The organism is Ruminococcus intestinalis (genome assembly GCF_014288065.1).
Lineage (GTDB): Bacteria > Bacillota > Clostridia > Oscillospirales > Acutalibacteraceae > Ruminococcoides > Ruminococcoides intestinale_A.
Genome location: NZ_JACOPS010000001.1, coordinates 61,578 through 80,083, shown reverse-complemented (window position 1 = coordinate 80,083; position 18,506 = coordinate 61,578). Strand labels below are relative to the sequence as shown.

General features: G+C 50.4%; 16 protein-coding genes and 1 pseudogene. 14 read left to right on the top strand and 3 right to left on the bottom strand.

The genetic code is table 11. From position 1 onward, the window contains the following. Positions 1 to 220: 220 nt before the first annotated feature. Together H8R91_RS00380 and H8R91_RS00375 are read right to left on the bottom strand one after the other, a co-directional pair. Positions 221 to 1,213, bottom strand: a pseudogene (locus tag H8R91_RS00380) (VirB4 family type IV secretion system protein); the annotation flags it as partial. Between the two features lie 81 nt (positions 1,214 to 1,294). Beyond that, positions 1,295 to 2,779, bottom strand: a complete 1,485-nt coding sequence (locus H8R91_RS00375; protein ID WP_279287536.1) for a recombinase family protein — start codon at positions 2,777 to 2,779, stop codon at positions 1,295 to 1,297. Between the two features lie 255 nt (positions 2,780 to 3,034). Here H8R91_RS00375 and H8R91_RS00370 point away from each other — a divergent pair, with 255 nt between their 5' ends. The 13 genes from H8R91_RS00370 (at position 3,035) to H8R91_RS00310 (ending at position 15,316) form a co-directional block, all read left to right on the top strand. Next, entirely contained in the window at positions 3,035 to 4,018 is a 984-nt protein-coding gene (locus tag H8R91_RS00370; protein WP_007037034.1) for a DUF6017 domain-containing protein, read from the top strand. Between the two features lie 31 nt (positions 4,019 to 4,049). Continuing rightward, positions 4,050 to 4,271, top strand: a complete 222-nt coding sequence (locus tag H8R91_RS00365) for a DUF5348 domain-containing protein (RefSeq protein ID WP_002569164.1) — start codon at positions 4,050 to 4,052, stop codon at positions 4,269 to 4,271. Between the two features lie 41 nt (positions 4,272 to 4,312). Further along, a complete protein-coding gene (locus H8R91_RS00360; RefSeq protein WP_007037035.1) occupies positions 4,313 to 4,789 on the top strand; it encodes a PcfB family protein in 477 nt (158 codons plus the stop codon). Beyond that, positions 4,786 to 6,594, top strand: a complete 1,809-nt coding sequence (locus H8R91_RS00355) for a VirD4-like conjugal transfer protein, CD1115 family (RefSeq protein ID WP_007037036.1) — start codon at positions 4,786 to 4,788, stop codon at positions 6,592 to 6,594. The genes H8R91_RS00360 and H8R91_RS00355 overlap by 4 nt, the downstream gene beginning before the upstream one ends. After that, complete coding sequence (locus tag H8R91_RS00350; protein ID WP_002569167.1) at positions 6,581 to 6,751, top strand: hypothetical protein; 171 nt, start codon at positions 6,581 to 6,583, stop codon at positions 6,749 to 6,751. Before H8R91_RS00355 ends, H8R91_RS00350 begins: the two co-directional genes overlap by 14 nt. A gap of 411 nt (positions 6,752 to 7,162) precedes the next feature. Next, positions 7,163 to 7,378: a Maff2 family mobile element protein gene (locus H8R91_RS00345; protein ID WP_002569168.1), complete on the top strand. Its 216-nt coding sequence runs from the start codon at positions 7,163 to 7,165 to the stop codon at positions 7,376 to 7,378. A gap of 19 nt (positions 7,379 to 7,397) precedes the next feature. After that, on the top strand, positions 7,398 to 8,267 hold the full coding sequence (locus tag H8R91_RS00340) for a VirB6/TrbL-like conjugal transfer protein, CD1112 family (protein WP_002584320.1): 870 nt from the start codon (positions 7,398 to 7,400) through the stop codon (positions 8,265 to 8,267). A 177-nt stretch (positions 8,268 to 8,444) separates the two neighbouring features. Further along, entirely contained in the window at positions 8,445 to 8,846 is a 402-nt protein-coding gene (locus tag H8R91_RS00335; protein ID WP_007037042.1) for a PrgI family protein, read from the top strand. A 37-nt stretch (positions 8,847 to 8,883) separates the two neighbouring features. Further along, the gene (locus H8R91_RS00330; protein ID WP_431733266.1) at positions 8,884 to 11,235 is read left to right on the top strand and encodes a VirB4-like conjugal transfer ATPase, CD1110 family; all 2,352 of its coding nucleotides are present in this window, start codon (positions 8,884 to 8,886) and stop codon (positions 11,233 to 11,235) included. After that, positions 11,232 to 12,191: a DNA-methyltransferase gene (locus H8R91_RS00325; protein ID WP_006876012.1), complete on the top strand. Its 960-nt coding sequence runs from the start codon at positions 11,232 to 11,234 to the stop codon at positions 12,189 to 12,191. Before H8R91_RS00330 ends, H8R91_RS00325 begins: the two co-directional genes overlap by 4 nt. Before the next feature lie 35 nt (positions 12,192 to 12,226). Continuing rightward, a complete protein-coding gene (locus H8R91_RS00320) occupies positions 12,227 to 14,296 on the top strand; it encodes a C40 family peptidase (protein WP_186934433.1) in 2,070 nt (689 codons plus the stop codon). Positions 14,297 to 14,334: 38 nt separating this feature from the next. Further along, positions 14,335 to 14,613, top strand: a complete 279-nt coding sequence (locus H8R91_RS00315) for a DUF4315 family protein (protein ID WP_004607957.1) — start codon at positions 14,335 to 14,337, stop codon at positions 14,611 to 14,613. Next, positions 14,606 to 15,316, top strand: coding sequence for a DUF4366 domain-containing protein (locus H8R91_RS00310; RefSeq protein ID WP_004607958.1), 711 nt, complete (start codon positions 14,606 to 14,608; stop codon positions 15,314 to 15,316). The genes H8R91_RS00315 and H8R91_RS00310 overlap by 8 nt, the downstream gene beginning before the upstream one ends. A gap of 195 nt (positions 15,317 to 15,511) precedes the next feature. On the opposite strand, the gene H8R91_RS00300 is transcribed toward H8R91_RS00310, so the two are convergent. Continuing rightward, positions 15,512 to 16,264, bottom strand: coding sequence for a Shedu anti-phage system protein SduA domain-containing protein (locus tag H8R91_RS00300; protein ID WP_004607960.1), 753 nt, complete (start codon positions 16,262 to 16,264; stop codon positions 15,512 to 15,514). Between the two features lie 78 nt (positions 16,265 to 16,342). Here H8R91_RS00300 and H8R91_RS00295 point away from each other — a divergent pair, with 78 nt between their 5' ends. Further along, the gene (locus H8R91_RS00295) at positions 16,343 to 18,427 is read left to right on the top strand and encodes a DNA topoisomerase 3 (RefSeq protein WP_007037046.1); all 2,085 of its coding nucleotides are present in this window, start codon (positions 16,343 to 16,345) and stop codon (positions 18,425 to 18,427) included. Positions 18,428 to 18,506 lie beyond the last annotated feature (79 nt).

Genomic DNA, 18,506 nt, shown 5'->3' with positions numbered 1-18,506 from the left:
ATATTTTTGATCGATCATATAGAACATATGTTCTATATATAATTTTAGCGTATAAATTCAAAGTTGTCAAGAAAATCAATAATACTTTTTTGCAAACTAGTTAATTAAAATAGTTTTTGAAATATAAACATATTTTTCACTAAATAAAAACGAGATAAACAATAAAGGTCATCTCGTTTAATTACATCCTATTCGGTTTCGAACAATAATTATATTTAACATCTTTGAGCCTTTTGTTAGTATCAAGCAAACCCTTAACCCCGAAGCACAAGAATTTGTCATCAGTAATGTTCGTGTGACCGTTGAAGTATTTACTTTCAGAACCGACACACATTGAATGAATACCCAGACAAACCTCCTGCAGGATTTCTTCGGTGTAGAGATATTTCCGCTTGTGGTCGTAGGTCATATATTCTTCTTCGCACAAGTCATAGAAATCGCTCATCACAGGAAAATCAGTAGGCTTTTTTATGCTGTAATCGGTTGCATCGGTAATTCCAAACCTTGCATACAGCTTCATAAGCAGAATTTCAATTGTATCAAGCTGTGCGTCCGTGAAATCCTTGTAGGTTCTGAAAAAATCTTTCAAGAACGCAATGTGCTGTGATAATCGGGTAACACGCTTGAACGGTTCGGGTGTTTTGGAGTCAACTTCTTCATTTGCTTCACCCCAATCCTTTGGTTCTAACGGATTGATTTTGTATTTGCCCGACATAAAATCAATGTAACAACCGCCGAGGGCATTTGTCAAATCCTCATACTCCGCTTCGGGATCAAGGCATAAGATTTTCTTTCCGCTTTCACGAATATTTGTAAGGATAAGTTTCAATAAATACGATTTACCCTGACCTGAGTTTCCGAGAATAAGAATGTTACTCGTTGTCTTGTCCTCAGTTCTGCGGTCAAAATCAACGAGAATATTCGTGCCGTACTTATCTCGACCGATATACAAGCCGTTAGGGTCTGTCTTACCACTGAAATTAAACGGAAACAGATTTGCAACAGATGAAGCAGGCAACACTCTTTCATACAAAAGTCCGAATTGATTTGAACCTATGGGGTTCACCGACAAGAAGCCTTCTTTCTGCCTTAGCGTTAATCTATCCACTTCAATCTTGGAGCGTGTCAGCTCCATTGCAATATCGGTTTGCAACTCTTTTAATTTCTGTTTGCTTTTTGCCTTTAGTTCGATAAACACGGAGCAATGAAGCAGTGTTGCTTATCGGATAAAAAATTCTTATTGAACACCCGAGATTTTTCCTCTCGGGTGTTCGCTTATTAATTGAGGTTCTGACTATACTGAAAGCATCTCATCAGCTTCAAAGGTATAGTAAATATCAATCTGATTACCGCACTTCTGAGACCGAGGAATTGCTCTTTCATGTATGTTTATTCGCTTGATGAATGCATGCAAAATTTCAGGTGTTACTTCCGTGATATCAATATATTTTTTTGCACTTTCTATAAATTCTGATATTTTCTTATCACGAGTACCTTGTATTGAGATCTCATTGTTCAGATTTTCAAGCTTTTGTTTTTGCTCTGCCTGCTCTTGCTCATAACCCGATACAAGAAGTTCGAATCGTTCCGGCGTGATTCGTCCTGCAACTCTGTCCTCATACAGACATCTTATAATTCCGTCAAGCTCTGTTATGCGTTTCTGTACGGCAGTAATCTCGCCTTTTGAAATCTTTATAAGCTTTTTGGATTCTTTTTCTGCTTTTGATTTTGCTATTTCATAAAACTCAGCAGGGTTTTCTCTTGCGAACGCAGTAATTTCTCTCAGCCTGTTGAGTACCAATTCATCAAGCACTACAGCACGAATATAATGATATGAACAATGATGACTTCCCTTTGTCTGATAAGTTCCGCAAGTATAACATTCTTGTGTTTCCTTTAAGCTTTTTGCTCGGTTGATATACATCCTCGCACCACATTCAGCGCAGTACAGATATCCTGCATACTTATCGGTAAGTCCTGTTTTATTTGCTTTCTTTCTGCCGTCAAACTTTTTCTGAACCATGTCCCAGAGCTTTCTGTCAACTATAGGCTCCTGTGTATTCTCAAATATTTTCCATTCCGATCTTGGAACAGATATTCGTTTTTTCAGCTTATTTGATTTTGAATAAGTCTTGCCGCAAACGGTTGCTCCCAGATATTCGGGATTGCTAAGCATTCTGCGGATTGTACGCTTCGGCCAGTTATACGGACGGCTTGGATCAGGCTTACCTCTTAAGCTTCCATACTTCTGAAACAGGTAAATAGCAGGAGATATAGCCTTGTCATCTTCAAGAATTTTTTGGATTTTTGCAACTCCGTAGCCTGCTGCTGACAGCTCATAAATTCTTTTGACTATCGGTGCGGTTTCCGGATTAACCAGATACTGCTTTGGATTGTCGGGATTTAACATATATCCGTAAGGCACGCTTCCGTTGGTTCGCTCACCTCTGTTCATTGCGGCAGTTTTTACCGAGCGTATTTTCTTGCTGATGTCTTGCGCATAGTAATCATTGAAATAGTTTCTTATTCCAATAAACTCATTACTGTCTGTTTCAGAATCGACTCCGTCATTAATCGCTATATATCTGACATTATTCTGCGGAAATATGATTTCAAGATATGTACCTGTTTTAAGATAATCTCTGCCAAGTCTTGACAAATCCTTTGTTATTATTGTACCTATCAAGCCGTTGTTCATATCATCAATCATTCTGTTGAAGTCAGGTCTATTGAAAGCTGACGTTAGATAACGATACTTTTGAAAACACTGGAAAATCAAGGTTTTTCGAGCGACGGACAAGCAGGGTATTGTACTAAAAACTGAATACGACGCAGAAGCGGCGTTTCTTACTCTCTACATGGGAGAACAGGAACGCCGCTTTTTTCATGCCCTTTGTTACGCAGTAGGGGCAGAAAAAGCCTTGCTACAAGCGGTTTTCCGGGCGCGTATCTGGCGCGGAAAGGGATTTATACCTTATCCCCCGAAACCGCGCTTCTACTGCGTAACAAATCCAAAGCAAAGGAGCTATGAACTATGGCAGTTTTCAGAGTGGAACGAAACAAGGGCTATACCGTAATGAGCAACCACCACCTACGCAACAAGGAGCTTTCCCTAAAGGCAAAGGGGCTGTTGTCGCAAATGCTGTCACTCCCCGAAGATTGGGACTACACCTTGAAAGGCTTATCCCTTATCAACCGGGAGAAGATAGACGCTATCCGCGAAGCCATTAAGGAACTTGAACGCGCCGGGTATATCGTCCGTTCAAGGGAGCGCGACGAGAAAGGACGCTTGCGGGGCGCGGACTATGTGATATTCGAGCAGCCGCAGCCGCCTACGCCGGATTTACCTACATTGGAAAATCCAACATTGGATAATCCAATGCAGGAAAAACCAACATTGGAAAAACCTACGTTGGAAAATCCAACGCAATTAAATAAAGATATACAAAGAACTGACTTACCAAAAAAAGAAAAATCAAATACAGATTTATCAAGTACCCATTCCATTCCTATCCTTTCCCCTAACCCCTCTCCTTGCAGAGAAGCGGCTGCGCCGCCGGAACGGAAAGGAACGGAAGCGGCAGCACAGAGCGCAGTTGATATATACCGGGAAATCATCAAGGACAATATCGACTACCACATTCTCAAACAGGACATGAAGTTTGACAGTGACAGGCTGGACGAGATTGTAGACCTCATGCTTGAAACCGTATGCACCGCCAGAAAGCGGGTACGGATTGCGGGGGACGACTACCCGGCAGAGCTTGTGAAGTCAAAGTTTATGAAACTAGACGGCGAGCATATCCGCTTTGTGCTTGACTGTATGCGGGAGAACACAACCAAAATCCGCAACATCAAGCAATATCTGAAAGCCGCCCTTTTCAACGCCCCGTCCACAATCGGCAACTACTACACTTCCCTTGTCGCCCATGACATGGCAAGCGGCGCACTGTCACCGAAAAAGCCGCAGTACGGCGACCCGGACTATTATTCATGCAATGAGGGCGAAAGCCTGTAACCACCCACAACCACAAAAGGAGGATTTTATTATGGCACAGAAAATGACAGGAGCATTGGTATTTGACGAGCGCACCGACCGTTACGACATCCGCTTTGACTTAAACAGCTACTACGGGGGCTTGCATTGCGGCGAGTGCTTTGACGTATTCGTGCGGGGCAAGTGGAAGCCGACCCGGATTGAGTACGGCGACAACTGGTATCTTGTGGGTATCAGAGCCGAGGACTTGAACGGGCTGCGGGTGCGTATCTGACCGCCGCCCCATAAAGAAACGCGAAAGGAGGACGCGACAAATTGCAGGACGAAGTAAACGAAAAGACCATAGCCCTTTACATCAAGACCGGGAAGCTGACCGCGCAGACGCTCCAAAAGGCAATGAAAGCCATACTGTCAAAGGGCAAAAAGCAGCTTGCAAAACCGCCACAGGGCAAGCAGAGCTTAAAGCAGCTTATGAAGCAGAACGCGGGCGTTTCCAACATTGAGATTACCGAGGGCAATATCAAAGCCTTTGAGAGTACGGCGAAAAAGTACGGTATCGACTTTGCGCTGAAAAAGGACGCGACGGAAAGCCCGCCCCGCTATCTGGTTTTCTTCAAGGGGCGGGACGCGGACGTACTGACCGCAGCCTTTAAGGAATTTTCCGCAAAAAAGCTGACACAGGAGAAAAAGCCCTCAATCCGAAAGCTGCTCTCTACCCTCAAAGAAGCTGCACAGGGCAGAAACGCGGAACGGGCAAAGGTCAAGAACAAGGACAGGGAGGTATCGCTATGAAGCCGGAAATCAAGAAGCTGCTTATCCTAAATCTCCCGTATCTGCTCTTTGTCTGGCTCTTTGATAAAGTGGGCGCGGCTGTCCGGCTCTCCCCCGGCGCGGACGCAAGCGCAAAGCTGCTACATCTTGGGGACGGTTTTACCGCCGCCTTTTCCAGTATCGCGCCGAGCTTCCACCCGGCAGACTTAGCTTTAGGCATTGCGGGGGCGGTCATTGTCCGGCTGATTATCTACACCAAAGGCAAGAACGCGAAGAAATACCGCCGCGGGACAGAATACGGTTCGGCGCGTTGGGGCGGGGCTGACGACATAAAGCCGTACACCGACCCGGTATTTGAGAACAATATCCCCTTAACGCAGACGGAACGGCTCACCATGAACAGCCGCCCGAAGCAGCCGAAATACGCAAGAAACAAAAATATCCTTGTAATCGGCGGTTCCGGCAGCGGCAAGACCCGGTTCTTTGTGAAACCGTCGCTCATGCAATGTACGTCAAAGGATTTTCCAACGTCGTATATCGTCACTGACCCGAAAGGAACACTGATTTTGGAAACCGGGAAAATGTTACAGCGGTACAAATACCGTATCAAAGTGCTAAATACGATTAACTTCAAAAAATCCATGAAATACAATCCCTTTGCCTATCTGCGGAGCGAAAAGGACATTTTGAAGTTAGTCAATACCATTATCGCCAACACCAAAGGCGACGGGGAAAAATCCGGCGAGGATTTCTGGGTGAAAGCGGAAAAGCTCTACTACACCGCGCTAATCGGCTACATCTGGTATGAAGCCCCGGAGGACGAGAAGAACTTCACGACGCTGCTTGAGATGATAAATGCGTCGGAAGCCCGCGAGGACGACGAGGATTTCCAGAACCCGGTTGACCTCATGTTTGAACGTCTGGAAGAAAAAGACCCGGAACATTTTGCAGTCAAGCAGTACAAAAAATACAAACTTGCGGCGGGCAAGACCGCAAAAAGCATACTTATCTCATGCGGCGCGAGGTTAGCCCCATTCGACATTAAGGAGCTGCGGGAGCTTATGGAAACCGACGAAATGGAGCTTGACACCATAGGCGACAGAAAGACCGCCCTTTTCGTCATCATCAGCGACACCGACGACACTTTTAACTTTGTCGTTTCAATCCTTTACACACAGCTATTCAACTTGCTTTGTGACAAGGCAGATGATGAATACGGCGGGCGGCTTCCCGTCCATGTTAGGTGCTTACTTGATGAATTTGCGAATATCGGGCAGATACCAAAGTTTGAAAAGCTCATTGCAACGATACGGAGCCGGGAAATATCCGCGTCAATCATCTTGCAGAGCCAGTCACAGCTAAAAGCCATTTACAAAGACAACGCCGATACCATAGTCGGCAACTGCGACACCACGCTTTTCTTGGGCGGCAAGGAGAAAACCACCCTTAAAGAAATATCGGAAATTTTAGGAAAAGAAACGATAGACAGCTTTAACACGTCCGAAACAAGGGGGCGGGAGCTTTCGCATGGGCTGAACTATCAGAAATTGGGAAAGCAGCTTATGACGGAAGATGAAATTGCAGTCATGGACGGAGGGAAATGTATCTTGCAGCTACGCGGGGTGCGCCCGTTCTTTTCGGACAAATTCGACATAACGAAGCACCCGAAATACAAGTACCTGTCCGACGCAGACCCGAAGAACGCCTTTGACATGGAAAAGCACCTTAAACGCCGCCCCGCCATTGTCAAGCCCGACGAGGTTTTTGACTATTACGAGCTTGACGCGGCAGACTTACAGGAGGACGCAGACCATGAGGAAACGTAGCGCAGAGGAAAAACAAAAGCAGCTTGAACGGTTTTTAATGAATGTTGCGGAAGCCGCCGACGCTGCATTATGGGAGTATTGGCGGGAAAAGGAAGCGGAACACCGCCGTTTTGCAACGGAGTATGTCACGCGCCGGGGGCTTATCCCGCAACAGTGACAGCATGGCAGACCGCCGGGGGACAGGGGAAGCTACACTTCCCCTACGCTGCCTTGCGGCAGCTACCCCTTTGTGAACTTGCGGGAAGCGAACACCTTGCTACGCAAGCTATTCACTTCCCGCAAGTCTGAAAAAAACGTCCGGCAGCACAGCGGAACACAGAAAGGAGCGATTGAAGCAATCACATCTATCCATACCGGCTACATGATACGCGCCCCCACTTTCCGGCGCAGTACACAGCGGCAGGAGCCGCACCCCTTACAACTGAATACCGCCGCGCCGCAGAACTTACGCAGCGCGGGGACAGCCGCCTTTACCAGAGGGCGGTTTTTTTGTGCGGCGGCGACCATACGCTGACCGCCTTTTGTCCGCTTGCCGGACAGCCGCAGACGCGGCAGAAAGGATATATTTATGGCATTTTTCAATAGCGCAGTAGACGTTTTGCAGACCCTTGTTGTAGCACTTGGAGCCGGGCTTGGTATCTGGGGCGTAATCAATCTGATGGAGGGCTACGGCAATGACAATCCGGGCGCAAAGAGCCAGGGCATGAAGCAGCTTATGGCGGGCGGCGGCGTTGCCCTTATCGGCATGACCCTTGTACCGCTGCTTTCCGGCTTGTTCGGTTAAGAAGCGCGGGTAAAGGCTTATGCAGAGCATACTTGACGCGATTAACGAATGGATAAAGGAAATCCTCATAGGAGCCATAAACGGTAATCTGTCAACTATGTTCGGGGACGTAAACGAAAAAGTCGGCACTATCGCCGCAGAGGTAGGGCAGACCCCGCAAGGGTGGAACGCAAATATATTCTCCATGATACAGACCCTTAGTGAAAATGTAATCGTACCCATTGCGGGGCTTGTCATTACCTACGTCCTATGCTATGAGCTTATCAGCATGGTAACGGAAAAGAACAATATGCACGACGTTGACACTTCCATGTTCTTCAAGTGGGTGTTCAAGGCGTTTGTGGCAGTCTACCTTGTGACGCACACCTTTGACATTACTATGGCGGTGTTCGATATGGCGCAGCACGTTGTTTCCGGCGCGGCGGGGGTAATCGGCGGCAGCACAGAGATTGATGTTGCCGCCGCCCTTGCTTCCATGCAGAGCGGGCTTGACGCTATGGAAATCCCCGAACTGCTCTTACTTGTCATGGAAACAAGCCTTGTGAGCTTGTGCATGAAAATCATGTCCGTACTGATAACCGTTATCCTCTACGGGCGCATGATAGAAATTTACCTTTACTGTTCGGTATCGCCTATCCCGTTTGCAACTATGACGAACCGGGAATGGGGGCAGATAGGAAACAACTACCTAAAATCCCTGTTCGCTATCGGTTTTCAAGGCTTCCTCATTATGATATGCGTCGGCATTTACGCGGTTCTGGTAAACAACATGATAATAGCGGACAATCTGCACAGCGCGATATTCTCCCTTGCAGCCTATACCGTTATCCTCTGTTTCTCCCTGTTCAAATCCGGCGCACTGGCGAAGTCGATATTCTCCGCGCATTAGCGGCGTGTCAAGGGCAGGGTGGAGATTTTCAGAGCGAAGCGGCGAAAATACGACCCGACCTTGACGCGGATAACCCCCATATAATACGGGCGGGCAAAGGGCATAGATTGACCTTTGCCTTGATTACCCTTATGGAAAATTACAGCAACACCAAACCCAGAGAAAGGAGGTTTTCACTTGGCGTATGTACCCGTACCCAAAGACTTATCCAAAGTCAAGACAAAAGTAGCTTTCAACCTTACCAAACGGCAGATTGTATGTTTTGCGGCGGCTCTCCTGTTCGGCTTGCCGCTTTTCTTTCTGCTCAAAGACAGCACAGGCACAAGCCTTGCGTCTATGGCTATGATTGCCGTCATGCTGCCCTGTTTCCTCTTTGCCATGTATGAGAAGCATGGACAGCCCCTTGAAGTGGTGGTGAAGAACATCATACGGACAAAATTCATAGCCCCCAAAGAACGACCATACAGGACAGACAACTTTTATTCCGTCTTAGAACGGCAGAGAAAACTTGAAAAGGAGGTATCAGCGATTGCAAAAGGAAACACGAAGAAACAGCGCGGCGGGAAGCACAAAGCCTAACCCGCCCCGCAAGCTCACCCGCGCCGAGAAAAAGCAGATTGCGGAAATCATCAGACAGGCAAAGGGCGACGGGAAAGCCCACACCGCGCAGCAGACAATCCCCTATATCCAGATGTACCCGGACGGTATCTGCAAGGTTACGGGACGGAAATACTCAAAGACCGTCGCCTTTGAAGATATTAACTATCAGCTTGCACAGGCAGACGACAAGACCGCCATTTTTGAGAACTGGTGCGACTTCCTCAACTACTTTGACGCTTCCGTTTCGGTGCAGCTTTCTTTCATCAATCAAGGGACGCAGCGCGGCGAAGCGGAAAAGGCGGTCAATATCCCGGCACAGGAGGACGCTTTCAATTCTATCCGCACAGAATACCGGGATATGCTGAAAAACCAGCTTGCAAAGGGCAACAACGGGCTTGTCAAAGCAAAATATATCACCTTTGCCATTGAAGCCGACAGTCTGGGCGCGGCGAAATCCCGCCTTGCCCGTATCGAAACGGACGTACTCAACAACTTTAAGCTCTTGGGCGTGTCTGCCCGCCCCATGACAGGCTATGAACGCCTTAAAATGCTGCATGGCATTTTCCACCCGGAGGGCGGGCAGTTTGCCTTTGATTTTTCATGGCTTGCCCCGTCCGGGCTTTCCACAAAGGACTTTATCGCCCCGTCCTCTTTCCGTTTTGGCGAGGGGCGTTATTTCCGCATGGGGCGCAAAATCGGCGCGGTTTCATTCCTTGAAATCCTTGCGCCGGAATTAAACGACCGTATCTTATCTGACATTCTGGACTTGGAAACGGGCGTTATCGTCAATCTGCATATCCACAGTATCGACCAGACCGAAGCCATAAAGACAATCAAGCGCAAGATTACCGACCTTGACAAAATGAAAATCGAGGAACAGAAGAAAGCGGTACGCAGCGGCTATGACATGGATATTATACCGTCCGACCTTGCCACTTTCGGCAGCGAAGCGAAGAATCTCTTACAGGACTTGCAGAGCCGGAATGAAAGAATGTTCCTCTTGACGTTCCTTGTGGTGAACATGGCGGACACGAAGCGGAAACTGGAAAATGACGTATTCGCGGCGGCGGGCATTGCACAGAAGAACAACTGCGCCTTAACCCGCCTTGACTACCAACAGGAAGCGGGGCTTATGTCCTCTGTACCGCTTGGGGAGAACCTTATCCCCATTCAAAGAGGGCTTACCACGTCAAGCACCGCTATCTTTATCCCCTTTATCACACAGGAGCTTTTCCAGACGGGCGCGGCTTTGTACTACGGCTTAAACGCCCTTAGTAACAACATGATACTCTGCGACCGCAAGCAGCTAAAGAACCCCAACGGCTTAATCTTGGGTACGCCGGGAAGCGGGAAATCCTTTGCCGCCAAACGGGAAATGACAAACGCTTTCCTCATTACCGACGACGACATAATTATCTGCGACCCGGAAGCAGAGTATTTTTCCCTTGTGCAGCGGCTTGACGGGCAAGTGATACGCTTATCCCCTACGGGCAAGGGCATTGACGGGAAGCCCCAGTATGTGAACCCTATGGATATTAACCTCAATTACAGCGAGGACGACAGCCCCCTTGCGCTGAAATCCGACTTTATCCTCTCCCTCTGCGAGCTTGTCATAGGCGGCAAGGAGGGCTTGCAGCCCGTCGATAAGACCGTCATTGACCGCGCCGTTAGGAACGTGTACCGCCCTTTCCTTGCAGACCCCGACCCGGAGAAAATGCCTATCTTGGGCGACCTCTACAACGAGCTTTTGAAGCAGCCGGAGCCGGAAGCGGCGCGTATTGCGGCGGCGTTGGAGCTGTATGTTTCCGGGAGCCTTAACGTATTCAACCACCGTACCAACGTGGAGCTGAACAACCGCCTTGTCTGCTTTGACATCAAGCAGCTTGGGAAGCAGCTCAAAAAGTTAGGTATGCTCATTGTGCAGGACCAGGTATGGAACCGCGTCACCGTCAACCGGGCAGAAAGGAAATCCACCCGGTATTTTATGGACGAATTTCATCTTCTCTTGAAAGAGGAACAGACCGCCGCCTATTCCGTTGAAATCTGGAAGCGTTTCAGAAAATGGGGCGGCATACCCACAGCCATTACGCAGAATGTCAAGGATTTGCTTGCTTCCCGCGAAGTGGAGAATATCTTTGAAAACTCTGATTTTGTCCTCATGCTCAATCAGGCGGCGGGCGACCGGGCTATCCTTGCGAAGCAGCTCAACATCTCCCCGCAGCAGATGAAATATGTCACCCACACCGAAGCGGGCGAGGGGCTTATCTTCTACGGGAACGTGGTGCTGCCCTTTGTAGACCGCTTCCCGAAAGACACCGAGCTTTACCGGGTAATGACGACGAAGCCGGAGGAAGTGGGCGAAGCATGAACGGGCTGAAAACTGACACCATCATCAACCGGGACGCGCTCTATGCCTTGCGGGAGCTTCCAGAGGAAAGCGTACACTGTTGCGTCACAAGCCCGCCCTACTATGCGCTTAGGGATTATGGGCTTGATATGCAGATTGGGCGGGAGGACACGCCGGAGCAGTACATTGACAGGCTGACCGAGGTTTTCCGCGAGCTGCGCCGGGTACTGCGTTCTGACGGTACGCTCTGGCTGAATATCGCGGACACCTACTGCGGCACAGGGAACAAGGGCTACCATGCAGACCCGAAGAACCCGAAAGGCAGAAACGGACAGCAGATTGCAAAAAACAACCGCGTTTCCGGCTGCAAACAAAAGGACTTAATCGGTATCCCTTGGCTTTTAGCTTTTGCCCTACGCGCTGACGGGTGGTATTTACGGAGCGACATTATCTGGCAGAAAGAAAACCCCATGCCGGAGAGCGTGAAAGACCGCCCTACCCGCTGCTATGAACATATCTTTCTGCTTACGAAGTCAAAGAAATATTTCTATGACGCAGCCGCCATAGCCGAGCCGTTAGCCCCCACAACGGCGGCGCGGTACCGCACCGGGCGCAGCGCGGGACAGAAATATGCGGACGAAGTACCCGGACAGGGGAAAGTACAGGGGCTTAACCGGGCGAGAAGCGGCAGCTACTACGACGAAGCCCTCATGCCGACCATGCGGAACAGGCGGGACGTGTGGCTTATCAATACCGTACCCTACAAGGGCGGGCATTTCGCCGCGTTCCCGCCAAAACTTGCCGAAACCTGTATCAAGGCGGGCTGTCCGAAAGGCGGCGTTGTGCTTGACCCCTTTTTCGGCAGCGGCACGACGGGAGCAGCCGCAAGGCAGCTTGACAGGCATTATATAGGCATTGAGATAAACGCCGAGTATTGCGCCCTTGCAAGGGCGCGGATTGGAGGGACAGAAAAATAAAACAGTATCGAGCGCGTGAGAAAGTCACGCAGAAAATGACCCGCGAGGGGGCTGTCGAGGTAAACGCCGCCACCGGGAAAAAGAAACGTATCAGCAAGCGGATAAGGGACGCGGACTTTGCAAAGACCGAAGCACCGCAGCCGCCGGAACAGGCAGCGCAGACCATACCGGGCGGCGCAGCTCCCGCGCCCACAGCCGCCGCGCCGCCGCTTCCCCATGCGCCGGGGGCAGAACGGGAACAGGACACCGCCGCAGCCGAGCGCGTCTTGGAGCGTATCGACGGGGCGCGTACCAGAAAGGCGAGCAAAAAGGCGGCGAGGAAAGCACAGGCAGAAGCCACAGCAAAAGAAAAATCTTCCCGCTTGCAGTTTACCGACGAGGAACGGGCAACGCCGGAGCTTGAAAGGTATATCCGAAAATCGGACAAAGCAGCCGACCGTCTGGACACGGCAAAGGCGGCTATCCCCAAAGAAAAGAAACTTGTACGGGAGCGCACCTTTGATGAAGCCACCGGGAAAGGCAAGACCCGCCTACATTTTGAGGAACAGGAAAAGCCCATAGGAAGGAATAAGCCCCACAATAACCCGCTATCCCGCCCCGCACAGGAAGCGGGTATTTTCGTCCACAACAAGATACATTCCGTTGAAAAGGACAATTCCGGCGTTGAGGGGGCGCACAAATCCGAAGAACTGGCAGAGCGCGGCGCAAAGTACGGGACGCGGAAAGTCAAGGAGGGCTACCGCAGCCACAAGCTCAAACCCTACCGGGCGGCGGCAAAGGCAGAGAAAGCGGCGTTCAAGGCGAATGTGGATTTCCAGTACCATAAATCCCTACATGACAATCCGCAGATTGCGGGCAATCCCCTTTCCCGCTTCATGCAGAAGCAGCAAATCAAGCGGCAGTATGCAAAGTCGGCAAGGAAAGGCGGCGCAAAAACGGCGCAGAAAGCCGCAGAGAACACCCGCAAGGCGGCAAAAAAGACCGCCGAGGAAACAAAAAAGGCAATCGCTTTTGTAGGGCGGCACCCGGCGGGCGTATGTATCGCCGTTGCCGCGCTGCTCTTATTCATCATGGTATCGGCGGGGCTTTCCTCTTGCGGCTCCATGTTCTCCGGCTTGATGAACGGCATACTTGGGACTTCCTACACGTCGGAGGACAGCGACCTTGTGGCGACGGAAAATAATTACGCCGCAAAGGAAAACGAGCTTCAGCAGCAGATTGACAATATCGAAAGCACCCACCCCGGCTATGACGAATACCGCTATGACCTTGACAGTATCGGGCATAACCCCCATGAGTTAGCGTCCTACCTCACCGCCCTTTTACAGACCTACACCCCGCAGAGCGCACAGGCAGAACTAAACCGCGTCTTTGCCATGCAGTACACTTTGACGCTGACGGAAGAAACGGAAATCCGCTACCGCACAGAAACAAGCACAGACCCGGAAACAGGGGAAACGACCAGCGAGGAAGTACCCTACGAGTACCATATCCTCAACGTGAAGCTGACGAACAAGCCCATTTCCGAGATTGCGGAGGAACTTCTAACGCCACAGCAGCTTGAAATGTACCGCGTCTATCTGGAAACAAGCGGAAACAAGCCGCTGATTTTCGGCGGCGGCTCCCCCGATATGGGCGCGTCCGAGGATTTAAGCGGCGTACAGCTTGTAAACGGCACACGCCCCGGCAACACCGCCGTTGTAGACCTTGCGAAGCGGCAAGTCGGCAACGTAGGCGGGCGACCCTTTTGGAGCTGGTACGGATTTAACAGCCGCGTGGAATGGTGCGCCTGTTTTGTTTCATGGTGCTACAATCAAGCCGGGAAAAGCGAGCCGCGCTTTGCCGGGTGCCAGTCACAGGGCGTACCCTGGTTCCAGTCACGCGGGCAATGGGGCGCGAGGGGCTATGAGAATATCGCCCCCGGCGACGCTATCTTTTTCGACTGGGACGGGGACGGGAGCGCAGACCATGTAGGGCTTGTTATCGGGACGGACGGGGAGCGCGTCTATACCGTCGAGGGCAATTCCGGCGACGCCTGCAAGATAAAGAGCTACCCCGTCAATTACTCCTGTATCAAGGGCTACGGCTTAATGAATTGGAACTGACAACAAAAAAATGAAAATCTGAAAGGAGAAATTTATTGATGGCTATGAACAAAATTGAACGTATCGACAAGGAGATTGCAAAGACCCGCGAGAAAATCACCGAGTACCAGAATAAATTAAGGGGGCTTGAAGCGCAGAAAACCGAAGCGGAAAACCTGCAAATCGTACAGCTTGTGCGCTCCATGCGCCTTTCCCCGCATGAGCTTTCCGCTATGCTTTCCGGGGGCGGTATTCCGGGCATGGAAGCCGCGCCGGGCTACCCCGCAGAACCCGCAGACCACGACACCGAAGAAATGGAGGACACCGAGAATGAATAAGAAAATCCTTAGAACACTGACCGCACTTTGCGCCGCCCTTATGCTTTCGGGCGGCTTTTCCGTCACCGCTTTTGCACAGACCCCGGAGGGAGAGGACGACACCAACGACAGCGGCGTTGTCTACGAGGAACCCCAAAAGGAAGAACCCCTTACCCCGGACGGGAACGCGACCCTTGTAGACGATTTCGGCGGCAACAAGCAGCTTATCACCGTAACGACCAAAAACGGCAATTACTTTTATATCCTCATTGACCGGGACGACGAGGGCGAGAACACCGTACATTTCCTTAATCAAGTGGACGAAGCCGACCTCTTAGCACTTATGGAGGACGGAAGCACCGAAGCAGCCCCGCCCGCCGTTTGCAGTTGCACCGAAAAATGCGAAGCCGGAAAGGTAAATGTGAGCTGCCCCGTCTGCAAGGACAACATGACCGCTTGCAGCGGCAAGGAAGCAGAGCCGGAAACCGAGGAACCGCCGGAGCTGCCCAAAGAGAAAGGCAATGCGGGCGGGCTTGTGCTTTTCCTTGTCGTGGCACTTCTTGGCGGCGGGGGCGCGTTCTATTATTTTAAGTTTATGAAGCCGAAGCAAAACGTCAAGGGCGGCACCGACCTTGAAGATTTCGATTTTGACGACTACGACGAGGACGAGCCGGACGAGGGGGACGGGCTTTCTGATGAAGAACAGGAGGACGAGGAAGCATGACCCTGTTTACCGACAATCCCTTTGAAAAGATGATGATACAAAGACCGGGCGGGCGGCGTGACAATGCGCCGCCCGTTCCCCATTCCCCGGCTTGCGCTTCCTGTCCGTACAAAGGGCAGCTCCCTTGTGTGGGCTACTGTCTGAAACAGGTACAGGAGAAAAAGGCAAGTGAGCCGGAACGCTGAAAATGGACTTTTAATTTTCGTTTGCAACATCTATGAGATTTTCGTAATGCAAAAGTGTTATGTTATTTTCATTTTGCAGTTGGAGCTTTCTATCACGAATATTCTCAAAATCTTTACGGAGTCCGGCTATCACAGCATAGTAGATTTGATAAGGGCAATATTTGTATAATTGTCTGGGTAACTTTGTATTGGAGAATGAGTGCTTTTCCAATTCTGCTACAATTACATTCCAATTTGCAGCAATATACATTTGCCAATCCCTAACCTGTTCAATCCCTTTATTGATTACTTCCCCGAAACGAGTACCTTTTTCTTTTGTTATCCGCCCGTTGGGAGCTTCTAATTCCACAAAGACAAATTGATAACCGTCTGAACTATTACCTATGAGCAGATAATCAGCCACATAAGCCGACCCGATTTTGAACTCTGGAAAGATATAATTATCGTCATGGTGTCCTGTTCTGTAATAATGCCGTAATAAGCCAAACAAATAATTCCATGCACGATTAGAAGCTATCCAATTTAGTATAGCTCTTTCTGTTGTATCGGAAGAAGTAATCAGTTGATAAAACTCTTTTGTCGTATCATATATAGGTGTGAACCTTGAATAATGGTTGTTGGGAAATAGCGAAGTAGCACACTCAATAAAGTAATCCATTTCTTTGTTTTTACCGCGCCTGTAATGCCCGCCACGTTTTTTATTCATTGCTTCTTCCTGTTCATCAGTAGGAGCAAAAACATCGAAAGTATGTATTGATTTCATATTGTCACCTGTTTCTTATAGTAATGCTTAAAGTATAAACCAATTTCAAACCTAAAACAACCGAAAGGAGAACAGAAAATGAAACTGATTATTGCAGAAAAGCCGAGCGTGGCGCAGACTATCGCCGCCGCGCTTGGCGTTAAGGAAAAGAAAGACGGATATATCGAGGGCGGCGGCTGCCTCATTTCATGGTGCGTCGGGCATTTGGTACAGCTTGCGGAAGCTGCCGCCTACGGGGAGCAATATAAAAAATGGAGTTTTGAGAGCTTACCCATTCTGCCGGAGGAATGGCAGTACGCCGTTGACCCGGACAAGGGGAAGCAATTCAAAACCCTAAAAGAGCTTATGCACCGCGCCGACGTTTCCGAAGTGGTAAATGCGTGTGACGCGGGGCGCGAGGGAGAATTGATTTTCCGCTTTGTCTACGAAGCGGCGGGCTGCAAGAAGCCCATGCGCCGCTTGTGGATTTCCTCAATGGAGGACGGGGCAATCAAGGCGGGCTTTGCTTCCCTCAAAGACGGGCAGGAATACGACGCGCTCTTTGCGTCTGCCCTCTGCCGCGCAAAGGCTGACTGGCTTATCGGCATTAACGCCACCCGGCTTTTCTCCTGCCTGTATGGAAAGACCTTGAACGTGGGGCGCGTCCAGACCCCGACCTTAAAAATGCTCACCGACCGGGACGCGGCTATCTCCCATTTCCAGAAAGAAAAATATTATCATGTGCGCCTTGATTTATCCGGCGCGGAAGCGGCAAGCGGGAGGATTTCCGACAAGGCAGAAGCCGACGCGCTGAAAGGGGCTTGCGAAGCGGAAACGGCGGTATGCGTTTCCCTCACCAGAGAGAAGAAAACCGCAGCCCCGCCGAAGCTCTTTGACCTTACCTCTTTGCAGCGGGAAGCGAACCGCATTTTCGGCTACACCGCGAAGCAGACCCTTGACCTTGCACAATCCCTTTATGAAAAGCGGCTCCTTACTTATCCGAGGACGGACAGCAGCTTTCTTACTGACGACATGGGCGGCACCGCAGCGGGCATTATCGCGCTGCTTTGCGAAAAACTCCCCTTTATGGCGGGCGCGGACTTCACGCCGGAGGTTGTAAAGGTATTAGACAGTAAAAAAGTATCAGACCACCACGCAATCATTCCCACTATGGAGCTTGCAAAGGCTGACCCGGACGCGCTGCCGGAAAGCGAGAAGAATATCCTTACCCTTGCGGGGGCGCGTCTGCTTTTTGCCACCGCCGAGCCGCATATTTATGAAGCGGTTACGGCGGTTTTCTCATGCGCCGGGACAGACTTCACCGCAAGGGGAAAGACCGTACTTGCGGAGGGTTGGAAAGAGCTTCAACGCAGATACCGGGCGACGCTGAAAGATAAGCCCGAAGCGGAGGACGGGGAAAATGCAGACGTGACGCTGCCGAAGCTTTCCGAGGGACAGGGCTTTCCTAACCCCGCCGCAAAAGTAACGGAGCATACCACAACGCCGCCGAAGCCCCACAGCGAAGCAAGCCTTTTGTCGGCTATGGAACGCGCCGGGAACGGGGACACCGACCCGGACGCGGAACGCCGGGGGCTTGGCACTCCCGCCACCCGCGCCGCCGTCATTGAAAAACTGGTAAAGGGCGGCTTTGCGGAGCGCAAGGGGAAGCAGCTTATCCCTACCAAAAACGGGAACAGCCTTATCTGTATTCTGCCGGATATACTCACTTCCCCACAGCTTACCGCAGAATGGGAAAACAATCTGACGCAGATAGCAAAGGGAGCCGCAGACCCCGGCGAATTTCTGTCCGGCATTGAAGCTATGGCGCGGGAGCTTGTGCAGACACACGCCGCAGCACTGGACGGGAAAAAGGATTTGTTCCGGGAGGAAAAGCCCTCTGTCGGCAAATGCCCCCGTTGCGGTTCCCCCGTCCATGAGGGGAAGAAAAACTATTATTGCAGCAACAAAGAATGTGCCTTTGTCATGTGGAAGAATGACCGCTTTTTCGAGGAACGCAAGACCGCTTTTTCCGCGAAGATTGCCGCCGCGCTCCTTAAATCCGGCAAGGCGAATGTGAAGAAGCTCTACTCCCCGAAAACAGGCAAGACCTACGACGGAACTATCGTTCTGGCTGACACTGGCGGGAAATACGTCAACTACCGTATCGAAGTGCAGAAGAACTAAAAACTTGAATAGCAAGCATAGGAAGCGGGTACCCACTTCCGTAAATCCCCGTTGCGACGCTGACGCGCCGGACGGGGAT

Excerpts from the sequence above, each read along its gene's own strand:
- H8R91_RS00300 (WP_004607960.1), bottom strand. The coding sequence starts at position 16,264 with ATGAAATCAATACATACTTTCGATGTTTTTGCTCCTACTGATGAACAG.
- H8R91_RS00350 (WP_002569167.1), top strand. The coding sequence starts at position 6,581 with ATGAGGAAACGTAGCGCAGAGGAAAAACAAAAGCAGCTTGAACGGTTT.
- H8R91_RS00370 (WP_007037034.1), top strand. The coding sequence starts at position 3,035 with ATGGCAGTTTTCAGAGTGGAACGAAACAAGGGCTATACCGTAATGAGC.
- H8R91_RS00320 (WP_186934433.1), top strand. The coding sequence starts at position 12,227 with ATGACCCGCGAGGGGGCTGTCGAGGTAAACGCCGCCACCGGGAAAAAG.
- H8R91_RS00340 (WP_002584320.1), top strand. The coding sequence starts at position 7,398 with ATGCAGAGCATACTTGACGCGATTAACGAATGGATAAAGGAAATCCTC.
- H8R91_RS00365 (WP_002569164.1), top strand. The coding sequence starts at position 4,050 with ATGGCACAGAAAATGACAGGAGCATTGGTATTTGACGAGCGCACCGAC.
- H8R91_RS00355 (WP_007037036.1), top strand. The coding sequence starts at position 4,786 with ATGAAGCCGGAAATCAAGAAGCTGCTTATCCTAAATCTCCCGTATCTG.
- H8R91_RS00310 (WP_004607958.1), top strand. The coding sequence starts at position 14,606 with ATGAATAAGAAAATCCTTAGAACACTGACCGCACTTTGCGCCGCCCTT.
- H8R91_RS00295 (WP_007037046.1), top strand. The coding sequence starts at position 16,343 with ATGAAACTGATTATTGCAGAAAAGCCGAGCGTGGCGCAGACTATCGCC.
- H8R91_RS00345 (WP_002569168.1), top strand. The coding sequence starts at position 7,163 with ATGGCATTTTTCAATAGCGCAGTAGACGTTTTGCAGACCCTTGTTGTA.
- H8R91_RS00315 (WP_004607957.1), top strand. The coding sequence starts at position 14,335 with ATGGCTATGAACAAAATTGAACGTATCGACAAGGAGATTGCAAAGACC.
- H8R91_RS00325 (WP_006876012.1), top strand. The coding sequence starts at position 11,232 with ATGAACGGGCTGAAAACTGACACCATCATCAACCGGGACGCGCTCTAT.